The following is a 9,284-nucleotide window of genomic DNA, read 5'->3' on the forward strand; positions in this document are numbered from 1 at the left end:
CATTGATACAGGGGAAAAAGACCTTCGCAACAAAAAGCCCCCTGCGAGGTATCGCAGGGGGCGTCAGTGCTGATTTCGGGTAACCGGGCGGCTCAGCCGCCGACGTCGGCGCTCACGATGTCGCCGAACAGTTCCCATTTCTCGCCCTTGAACTTCATCAGCTGAAGCTGGCTGATCGGGGCGAAATCGGTCGGGCTGGTGTTGATCTTGATGCCGGGCAAGAGCACCTCGGTGCGGAAATCCTTCAGGCTCGCCGCTTGCTTCATGACGTTCTCGCGGGTCAGGTTGTCGCCGCACTTCTTGAGCACCTCGACCAGGGTCTGGGCCACCGCGTAGCCGACCACGACCGAGCCGTCGAGCTTGTTGCCTTCCGGAAAATCCTTTTCCAGAAACGCATAGAATTCCTTCATGCCGGGATCGTTGTCCCACTGCTTGTCGGAAGCGTCCTTCAGATAGGCCGCGGAGATGATGTCCTGCGCATTCTCGTAACCGGCCGGCTTGATCACGCTGCCGACCGACGCCGAGACGTTGTTGAGGATATGGAGCGGCTTCCAGCCGATCTCGGCCATTTTCTTGATCGACTGCGCCGCGAATTTCGGCGTCGTGACATTGAAGAACACGTCCGCATCGGTCGACTTGAATTTGACGATGTGGTTGTCGATCGTGGGTTCCGTGGTCTCAAAGCTATCCTCGATCACGATCATCGAGGCCGCCTTGGCGCCCAGACCGTCCTTCAAGCCTTTGAGATAGTCCTTGCCGTAGTCGTCGTTCTGATACAGCACGGCGATCTTGGCGCCGGGCTTCTCCTTCAGAAGGTACTTCGCGTAAATCCGGGACTCGCTCTGGTAGTTCGGCTGCCAGCCCATGGTCCATGGGAAGTCCTTGGGGTCGTTCCATTTGGTGGCGCCGGTGGCGACGAACAGCTGCGGCACCTTCTTCGAGTTCATGTATTTGTGGATCGCGGAATTCGGCGGCGTTCCCAGCGAATTGAAGATGAACAGCACCTCGTCGCTCTCCACCAGCTTGCGCGCCTGCTCGACCGTCTTCGGCGGGCTGTAGCCGTCATCATAGCTGATGAAGTTGATCTTGCGGCCGTTGATGCCGCCGGCGGCGTTGATTTTCCTGAAATAGGCTTCCTCGGTCTTGCCGATCACGCCATAGGCGGATGCCGGGCCGCTATACGGCATGATGTTGCCGATCTTGATTTCGGTGTCGGTCGCGCCGGTGTCGTATTTCTTCTGCGCGAGCGCGCCGCTGCTGGACGCGGCCAGCACGGCGAACGCCGCCGAAACGATTTTAATCTTGGTTAATGTAACAGGCATTGCGCTCTCCCTCACTTCGATAATTTATCCGCCTCCCGGCCTCTTGATCGAAAGCGGTTGCGGGCCTGGCGCGCTGGTTATCATTTTAGCGGGCCGGTCACAACAAAAAGCCCCCCGCGCACGGCGCGGGGGGCTGCTTCTTTAGTAGCCGGTTAACGGATCAGCCGCCGACGTCGCCGTTGAGAATCTCGCCGAACCGCTCCCAGGTGTCACCCTTGAAGCGCATGAGTTGCAATTGCGAAATCGGGGCAAAGTCGGTGGGACTGGTGTTGACGTTGATGCCCGGCAACAGGCCGCCGAGCTCGAGATTTTTGATGCTTGCCGCCTGCTTCATGACGTTCTCGCGGGAGAGGTCGTCGCCGCAGGCCTTCAGCACGTGCGCGAGGCCCTGCGCGACCGTGTAGGCATACATCACCGATGCATCGGCGCGATTGGCTTCGGGGTAGTACTTGTCGAGGAACTCATTCCAGGCCTTCATCCCGGCATCATCCTTCCATTGCGAATCAGTCGGATCCTTGAGGTAGGCCGAGGAGATGATGCCCTGCGAATTCTCGAAGCCGGCCGGCTTCATGACGCTGCCGATCGAGGCAGAAACGTTGTTGAGGAAGTGCATCGGCTTCCAGCCGATCTCGGCCATTTTCTTGATCGACTGCGCGGCGAATTTCGGCGTGGTGACGTTGAAGAACACGTCGGCGTCCAGCGATTTCAGCTTGACGATGTTGGAATCGATGGTCGGCTGCGTCACCTCGTAGCTTTCCTCCACGATGATCATCGACGCCGCCTTGGCGCCGAGGCCGTCCTTCAGGCCCTTGACGTAGTCCTTGCCGTAGTCGTCGTTCTGATAGAGTACCGCGATCTTCGCGTTCGGCTTCTCCCTGAGAATATATTGCGCGTAGATCCGCGATTCGCTCTGGTAGTTGGGCTGCCAGCCCATGGTCCACGGGAATTCCTTGGGATCGTTCCATTTGGTGGCGCCGGTGGCGACGAACAGTTGCGGCACCTTTTTGGCGTTCATGTATTTCTGGATCGCGGTATTCGGCGGCGTGCCCAGCGGATTGAAGACGATCAGGACTTCGTCGCTCTCGACCAGCTTGCGCGCCTGCTCGACCGTTTTCGGCGGGCTGTAGGCGTCGTCGTAGGTGACGAAGTTGATCTTGCGGCCGTTGATGCCGCCCTCGGCATTGATCTTGCGGAAATAGGCGTCCTCGGTCTTGCCGATCACGCCATAGGCGGAAGCCGGTCCGCTGTAAGGCATGATGTTGCCGATCTTGATCTCGGTGTCGGTGGCGCCGATGTCATATTTCTTTTGCGCCAGCGCGCCGCTGCTGGTTGCGGCGAGCACTGCGATGGCGGCCGAAAAGGCCCCCAGTCGCAATTGAATTGCAGGCATTTGGATCTCCCTGAAGCTTGGTTGAATGTGTCTTGCTTGACTGGAAGCACTTTCCGGCTCCTGACTTGCATTCAATACCTTCTCCGGGTTGCCATCAAGAAAAAGCCCCCGGCGATGAGGTCGCAGGGGGCCATATTTTTAACCAAGCAGGCCCGGCAAGGGACCGTATTTCCCCGGGTTACCTCTTGAACTTGCCGGCCAGTTGCTGGGCAACCAGCGCCACCTGCCTGGCGCCGTGCGGCACGAGGAAGATGACGAGGAACAGCAGCACGCCGAACACCGCGCCGGAGAGCCCCTTCGAGATGCCCTCGGCGATGTTCGGCACGAAGATGATGAAGGCGGAGCCGACGATCGATCCCGGCAGCCAGCCGACGCCGCCGACCACCATGCCGAGGAACAGCGAAATCGCGAGCGTGATGGTGTAGCCGTCGGGCGCCACGAACTGCACGGCGATCGCGCCGAGGCCGCCGGCGACGCCGGTGATCCCGGCGCTGACGCCGAACGCCAGCGTCTTGTACAGCGCGACGTCGACGCCCATGGCGGAGGCCGCGATCTCGTTGTCGCGGATCGCCATGAAAGCGCGGCCGGAACGCGACCGCAGCAAATTGACCGAGGCGAGATAGATCCCGATCGTGATCACGAGCGTGAAATAATACAGCCACATGTCCTGCGACATCGGCAGGCCGAACGGCGCATCGGGCTTGGTCACCACGAGACCCTGCACGCCGCCGGTCCAGTGCTCGAAGAAGCCAAGCTTGAGCAGTTGCGGCATCGCGGTGGCGAGCGCGAACGTCGCCAGCGCGAGGTAGACGCCGGAGAGCCGCAGTGCCGGCTGGCCGAAGGCAAAGCCGAATGCGAAGCAGATGAGGCCCGCGATCGGCAGCGTCAGCGCGTAGTTCATGCCGACATGTTCCATCAGGATCGCCGAGGTATAGGCGCCGACCGCGTAAAACGCGCTCTGGCCCAGCGAGAACTGCCCGCTGCCGCCGGTGAGGATGTTGAGCGCGAGCACCGCGAGGGCGTAGATCAAAAGCATCGTCATCTGGAAGATGATGAAGTTCTTGACCAACAGCGGCGCGATGGCCAATGCCGCCAGCACCACCAGCGAGGTGCCGAGGCCGAGGGTCATGGCTCGCTTCGGAACCGCCTCGACGGCCGGGGCTTCGGTGACGACTTCCTGAACAGCGCTCATGATCAAACTCGCTTCACGATGGGCCGGCCAAACAGCCCAGCCGGTTTGACGACCAGTACGGTGATGATCAGCGCCAGCGCGATCGGCAGTTTCAGCTCGTTGCCGACGCCGGGAATGTAGGTCCCGGCGAGATTCTCGAACACGCCGACCAGGAAGCCGCCGACGACGGCGCCGAGCGGGCTGGTCAGGCCGCCCAGGACGGCCGCGGCAAAGCCGTAGATCAATACGCCGCCCATCATGTTCGGCTCCAGGAACACCACCGGCGCGATCAGCATGCCGGCGATCGAGCCGATCGCCGCCGCCATGCCCCAGCCGAGTGCGATCATCCATGAGGTGTTGATGCCGACCAGCCGCGCCGATTCAGGCAGCGAGGCGGCCGCGCGCATCGCGAGCCCCATCCGGGTGAACTGGAAGAACAGATAGAGCAGGATCAGGAGCAGCACGGTGACGCCGATCATGCCGGCCTGGTGGGTCGAGATCAGCTGGCTGCCGAGGAACGGCGAGGAGCCGAACGGGGTCGGATATTGCTTGATGGTGAAATCCCAGATCAGGCCGGCGACGCTGTTGATGATCGCAAACAGCGCGATGAATCCGGCGACGTTGGTCAGGATCGGCGCCTTGGCCAGTGGCTTGAACAGCAGCCGCTCGATCACGATGCCGCCGGCGAAAGAGATCGCCACCGTGAGCAGGAAGGCTCCCCAGTAGGGTACGCCCCATTGCATCATCTGCCACGACAGAAAGGTCGAAAACATCGCCATCTCGCCTTGCGCGAAATTCAGATGGTCGATCGCCTGATAGATCATGACGACGGCGAGCGCCATGCAGGCATAAATCGCGCCGGTGGCGATGCCGGCCAGGACCTGGTTGGTAAAAAGCTCCATGGCCGCGCTCCTCAGTAGCCGAGATAGGATTTACGGACGTCTTCGTTGTTGGCGATGTCCCTGGCGTCGCCCGACATCACGATCCGTCCGGTTTCGATCACATAAGCCTGGTCGGCGAGTTCCAGCGCCAGTTGCGCGTTCTGCTCCACCACCAGGATGGTGACCTTGTCCTCGCGATTGATCTTGCCGAGGATCTTGAACAGGTCGCGCACCACGAGCGGCGCCAGACCGAACGAAGGCTCGTCCAGCAGCATCAGGCGCGGGCGCAGCATCAGCGCGCGGGCGACCGCCAGCATCTGCTGTTCGCCGCCCGACAGCGTGCCGGCCTGCTGGGTGTGACGCTGCTTCAACACCGGAAAGTGCTCGTACATGCGCTCGATGTCGGAAACCACCCCGGCCTTGTCGTTGCGGGTGATGGCGCCGAGCTGCAGGTTCTCTTCCACCGTCATGGTGGTGAAGGTGCCGCGGCCCTGCGGCACATGCGCGATGCCGAGACGGACGACATTCTCGGTCGAGCGGCCGGAGAGCGGCTTGCCCTCGAATTCGATCGCGCCGGTGGAGCGCACCATGCTGCAAATCGCCCGCAAGGTGGTGGTCTTGCCGGCGCCATTGGCGCCGAGCAGGGTGGTCAGGCTACCCTCGTTGAGGGCGAAGGAGAGCCCGTGAAGCGCCTGGACCTGGCCGTAATAGGCCCGCAGATCCCTGACGTTGAGCATCGCGGTCATTGGTCCTTGCTCCCCAGATAGGCCTTGATCACATCCGGGTCGGCCTGAACCACGGCCGGCGTTCCCTCGGCAAGCTTGCGGCCGAAATTGAGGGCGACGACGTGGTCAGCGATCGACATCACGAGGCCCATATGATGCTCGACCAGCAGCACGGTCATGTGCCGCTCGGTGCGGATCCGGCGGATCAGGTCGGCGAGCACATGGACCTCCTCGTGGTTGAGGCCGCCGGCGGGTTCATCGAGCAGCAGGATCTTCGGATCCGCGGCCAAGGCGCGCGCCAGCTCGACGCGCTTCTGGGTGCCGAAGGGCAGGCCGGAAACCACGGTGTGGGCGACGTCCTCAAGGCCGAGATAGCCGAGGATTTCATGGACCTTCGCGTTGACCTCGGCCTCGCCGCGGCGAACCCAGGCGAGCTTCAGCGAGTCTGAGATGATATCGCTGGAGGTGCGGGCATGGGTGCCGACCCGAACATTGTCGAGCACCGACAGGTTGGGAAACAGGGCGACGTTCTGGAAGGTGCGCCCGATGCCGATCTCGGCGATCCGGTGCGGCGGACGGCCGAGGATGCTCCGGCCTTCCATCAGGATGTCGCCGGAGCTCGGCTGATAGAGCCTGGACAGGCAATTGAACAGCGTGGTCTTGCCGGCGCCGTTCGGTCCGATCAGGCCGAGGATCTGCCCCTGCTGCATGTCGAAGGACACGCCGTTCAAGGCAACGATGCCGCCGAACACGACGCTTACGTCGCGAACCGCAAGCAGGGGATCTCGTCCCTGCGCCAGCTGTGCCTGCGTCATCTCGTCTCGCCCACGCGATCGACGCGGCGGGAGCGACCGCGCGAAATGCTTCGCCGGTCATGATGAACGCTATCTGATCCCCTCGTCCAAACGCGCAACTTTCCCTCCTGATTTCAGCTTTTTGCCTTGTTCTTTTTTTGATTGCGGAGCCACGCCGCCGAGCGCCGCCTCGATCTTCCTTACCATCGCGACAAGGCGAGGTCCAATATCGTCGCGCAACCGATCTTCCGTGAAGCGGAATGCGGGCGCGCCACAATTGAAGGCGTACGGACCGGTTCCGTCATTGAGCTTGAGTGCAACCCCGACCGCATGCACGTCGTCCTGCCACTCGCCGGCGGAAATCGTAAAGCCGTGCTTGGCCACCGTCTCGCCGGCGCGCTCGATGCCGTCGCGCATGCGCGACCAGCGGCTGCCATAGTGGTCGCGGAGCTCGCGCAACAAGGCGGCACGCTCGTCGTCCGGCAGTGCCCAAAGATAGGCCCGTCCCATCGCGGTGGTCGCGATCGGTATTCTTGAACCGACGTCGAGCTGGACGCCGAGCGTCAGCCCGTCACGGCTTTGGCCGAAATAGATCATGTGGTGACGGTCGCGCCCGCCGACCGCGACCGCGCCGCCGGTCTCGCGCATGACTTCCTCACGGTAGGGTTCGGACAAATGCCGAACGCCGAGATTGGCCAGCGCGGCATACCCCAGCGCCATGGCAGATGGCGCAAGCTGATACTTCTCGAACCGCGGAACGGGTGTAAGGTAGCCGAGCTTGGTCAAGGTGTAGGTCAGCCGGGAAATGGTTGGCCTGGGCAAATTGGTGCGGGCCGCAAGCTCCTGATTGCCGAGCAGCCCGTCATTGGGATGGAATGCGCGCAACACATCAAGTCCGCGGGAAAGCGCGACGACGAAGCTGCGATCGGTCGCCGCTTTCTTGCCTGGACGTTTCATGGCCTGCTGCGTGTGCGGAGCGCGTTGACAACGGAGGTGCTTCAAAATAACCCTCGCTGTCAAGATGTGGAATTTAATTTCGCAGTGCGAAATAGACGAAGGTCTTGAAGCGACGCAAGTTGACAAGCAGTCGAAGAACAAGAAGCCAGGGAGAGTCTCGTGAACGAAGTCGTAAAGCTCGAGCGTCATGACGTCATTGCCATCGTCACGGTCAACAGCCCTCCCGTCAATGCGCTGAGCGCCGCCGTGCGCGGCGGTATTTTCGACGGCATCAAGCGCGCGATCGCCGATCCTGAAGTCAAGGCGATCGTGCTGACCTGCGGCGGCCGCACCTTCATCGCCGGCGCCGACATCACCGAATTCGGCAAGCCGCCGCAGCCGCCGGGTCTGCATGAAGTGCTGGCCGAGATGGAGAACTCGCCGAAGCCGATCATCGCCGCGATTCATGGCACCGCGCTCGGCGGCGGCCTCGAAGTCGCGCTCGCCTGCCACTATCGCGTCGCCACCAGGGACGCCAGGCTCGGCCTGCCCGAAGTCAAGCTCGGCCTCTTGCCGGGCGCCGGCGGCACCCAGCGCCTGCCGCGCGCGGTCGGCCCCGGGCTTGCGGTCAAGATGATCGTCGGCGGCGATCCGATCGGCGCTTCGGACGCGCTGAAGAACGGCCTGATCGAGGAGATCGTCGAAGGCCCGGCGTCCGGCGGCGAAGCCTTTGCCCGCAAGGTGCTGGCGGAGAAGCGTCCGCTGCGCAAGCTGCGCGACGATGACTCCAAGCTCGCCGCCGCGAAAGCCGACCGCTCGATCTTCACCAACGCGGTCGCGGCAATGACCAAGAAGGCGCGCGGGCTGGAAGCCCCGTTCGCCGCCGCCGACGCGGTGGGGGCGGCGATCGACCTGCCGTTCGACGAGGGGCTGAAGAAGGAGCGTGAGGGTTTTCTCAAGCTGGTGTCGAGCGATCAATCCAAGGCACAGCGTTACGCCTTCTTCTCCGAGCGCGAGGCCGCCAAGATCGCCGGCGTGCCCGAGGGGACAAAGCCGCGCAATGTCGAGCGCGTCGCCATCATCGGCGCCGGCACCATGGGCGGCGGCATCGCGATGTCGTTCGCCAATGCCGGCATTCCCGTGACCTTGATCGAGACCGGCGAGGAGCAGCTCAATCGCGGCATGGGCGTGATGCAGAAGAATTATGAGGCCACCGCGGCGCGCGGCGGCATCCCCGCGGACGCGCCGGCCAAGCGCATGGGCCTGATCAAGGGCGTGGTCGGCCTGGAAAACGTGGCGGATGCCGACCTCGTCATCGAGGCGGTGTTCGAAACCATGGCGGTCAAGAAGGAAGTTTTCGCGGCGCTCGACAAGTTTGCAAAACCCGGCGCGGTGCTGGCTTCCAATACCTCCTACCTCAACATCGACGAGATCGCCAAGGTGACAAAACGTCCGCAGGACGTGCTCGGCATGCACTTCTTCTCACCGGCGAATGTGATGAAGCTGTGCGAGATCGTGCGGGCGGCCAAGACCGCGCCGGATGCGCTGGTCACCGCCGTATCGATCGCGCGCAGAATTGCAAAGGTGCCCGCGGTGGTCGGCGTCTGCGACGGCTTCGTCGGCAACCGCATGCTGGCGCAGCGCGGCAAGCAGGCGGAGAAGCTGTTGTTCGAGGGCGCCTTGCCGCAACAGGTCGATGCGGTGGTGACGAAATTCGGCATGCCGATGGGACCGTTCGCGATGGGCGATCTCGCCGGCCTCGACATCGGCTGGCGCTCGCGCAAGGACCGCGGCATCAAGTCGGAAATCGCCGATGCGCTGTGCGAGGCCGGGCGGTTCGGCCAGAAGACCGGCAAGGGTTACTACAAGTATGAAGGCGGGTCGCGCGCGGCGCTGCCCGATCCGGAAGTCGAGAAGCTGATCGACGAGACGTTGCTGCGGATGGGCCGCAAGAAACGCGTGGTCAGCGACGACGAAATCCTCGAGCGCATGATGTATCCGATGATCAATGAAGGCGCGCGGATTCTGGAAGAGGGCATCGCGGCGCGGCCGAGCGATATCGACG

General features: G+C 62.8%; 8 protein-coding genes. 1 reads left to right on the forward strand and 7 read right to left on the reverse strand.

The features are described from left to right. Nucleotides 1-92 precede the first annotated feature (92 nt). From WCE35_RS10120 to WCE35_RS10150, 7 genes are all read right to left on the reverse strand, one after another. Nucleotides 93-1,322, reverse strand: a complete 1,230-nt coding sequence (locus tag WCE35_RS10120; protein ID WP_424593201.1) for an ABC transporter substrate-binding protein — start codon at nucleotides 1,320-1,322, stop codon at nucleotides 93-95. A gap of 160 nt (nucleotides 1,323-1,482) precedes the next feature. Continuing rightward, the gene (locus WCE35_RS10125) at nucleotides 1,483-2,712 is read right to left on the reverse strand and encodes an ABC transporter substrate-binding protein (RefSeq protein WP_424593202.1); all 1,230 of its coding nucleotides are present in this window, start codon (nucleotides 2,710-2,712) and stop codon (nucleotides 1,483-1,485) included. A gap of 178 nt (nucleotides 2,713-2,890) precedes the next feature. Next, nucleotides 2,891-3,904, reverse strand: a complete 1,014-nt coding sequence (locus tag WCE35_RS10130; protein WP_424593203.1) for a branched-chain amino acid ABC transporter permease — start codon at nucleotides 3,902-3,904, stop codon at nucleotides 2,891-2,893. Between the two features lie 2 nt (nucleotides 3,905-3,906). Continuing rightward, nucleotides 3,907-4,785, reverse strand: a complete 879-nt coding sequence (locus WCE35_RS10135) for a branched-chain amino acid ABC transporter permease (protein WP_424593204.1) — start codon at nucleotides 4,783-4,785, stop codon at nucleotides 3,907-3,909. Between the two features lie 11 nt (nucleotides 4,786-4,796). Then, on the reverse strand, nucleotides 4,797-5,510 hold the full coding sequence (locus WCE35_RS10140) for an ABC transporter ATP-binding protein (RefSeq protein ID WP_424593205.1): 714 nt from the start codon (nucleotides 5,508-5,510) through the stop codon (nucleotides 4,797-4,799). Next, entirely contained in the window at nucleotides 5,507-6,304 is a 798-nt protein-coding gene (locus tag WCE35_RS10145) for an ABC transporter ATP-binding protein (RefSeq protein WP_424593206.1), read from the reverse strand. Before WCE35_RS10145 ends, WCE35_RS10140 begins: the two co-directional genes overlap by 4 nt. 69 nt (nucleotides 6,305-6,373) lie before the next feature. Further along, nucleotides 6,374-7,240 carry an IclR family transcriptional regulator gene (locus WCE35_RS10150; RefSeq protein ID WP_424593208.1) on the reverse strand — a complete coding sequence of 289 codons (867 nt, stop codon included), beginning with the start codon at nucleotides 7,238-7,240 and terminating at the stop codon, nucleotides 6,374-6,376. 159 nt (nucleotides 7,241-7,399) lie between these two features. On the opposite strand from WCE35_RS10150, the gene WCE35_RS10155 reads away from it, so the two are divergent. After that, nucleotides 7,400-9,284: 3-hydroxyacyl-CoA dehydrogenase NAD-binding domain-containing protein (locus WCE35_RS10155; protein WP_424593207.1), on the forward strand; the 1,885-nt coding region annotated here is incomplete at its 3' end.

This window comes from Bradyrhizobium sp. (assembly GCF_049691595.1).
Lineage (GTDB): Bacteria > Pseudomonadota > Alphaproteobacteria > Rhizobiales > Xanthobacteraceae > Bradyrhizobium.